We start from the raw sequence: 1,098 nt of genomic DNA, 5'->3' as shown, positions 1-1,098 counted from the left end.
CCGTCCTGGTTGATCGCCGAAGCCCGTACGACGGCGAGCACCCGGTGACCGTTCCTGCGCGCGTCCGACAGCCGCTCCACCACCAGGACGCCCACGCCCTCGGACCATCCCGTACCGCCCGCGTCCGCTCCGAACGCCCGGCAGCGGCCGTCGGCGGACAATCCGTCCTGGCGGGAGAACTCGGAGAACAGTCCGGGCGTCGCCATGACCGCCACACCGGCGGCGAGCGCCAGCGTGCACTCCCCGCGCCGCAGGGACTCGGCGGCGAGGTGGAGGGCGACGAGGGAGGAGGAGCAGGCGGTGTCGACGGTGACGGCCGGTCCTTCGCAGCCGAAGACGTACGAGAGGCGCCCGGAGAGGACTCCGGCCGTGTTCCCGGTGAGCAGATGTCCGCGCAGTTCCTCGGGGGCCTCGTGCAGCCGGGGGCCGTACTCCTGGGACATGGCTCCGACGTAGACGCCGGTGCGGGTGCCGCGCAGTGCCGACGGGGCGAGGCCGGCCCGTTCGACCGCCTCCCAGGCGGTCTCCAGCAGGACTCGCTGCTGGGGGTCCATCGCCAGTGCCTCGCGCGGTGAGATGCCGAAGAGGTCGGCGTCGAAGTCGGCGGCCCCGGTGAGGAAGCCGCCCGGGTGTGCCCCGTCGTCCCAGCCCCGGTCGGCCGGGGCTGCGGAGATCGCGTCGGTGCCGTCCAGGACGGCCTGCCACAGCTCTTCCGGGGTGTCGATGCCGCCGGGGAGCCGGCAGGCCATGCCGACGACCGCGATCGGCTCGTCGAAGGCGGCCCGGTGGGTCGCCGGCCCGGACGTGGCCACTGAGCCGGGTTCTGTACTCAGGTGGCGGGCCAGGTCGGTGGGGGTGGGGTGCTCGAACAGCAGGGTGGTGGGCAGCCGTCTGCCGGTCGCCGTGCTCAGCCGGTTGCGCAGTTCGAGGGCGAGATGCGAGTCGACGCCGAGATCCTTGAAGGTCAGCGTGGGTGCGACGGCGGCGGCGTCCTGGTGGCCGAGGACCACGGCCGCCTCGGCCCGTACGAGGTCCAGCAGTCGGGCCAGGGTGGCGGGCGCGGACGGCGTGGCCAGGGCCGCCGTCGCACCCACGCTG

Annotated in this window: 1 protein-coding gene; it reads right to left on the bottom strand. The window is 74.1% G+C overall.

Going from position 1 to position 1,098, the window contains the following annotated elements; all coding sequences use genetic code 11:
* The coding region (locus tag AOK08_RS38885) for a type I polyketide synthase (RefSeq protein WP_198539526.1) at positions 1–1,098 on the bottom strand (1,098 nt) is incomplete at both ends.

The sequence above is a fragment of the Streptomyces graminilatus genome (assembly GCF_001418565.1).
Classification (GTDB): Bacteria; Actinomycetota; Actinomycetes; order Streptomycetales; family Streptomycetaceae; genus Streptomyces; species Streptomyces graminilatus.
The sequence above is the reverse complement of the archived record's forward strand: the minus strand, read 5'-3'. Positions and strand labels throughout refer to the sequence as shown.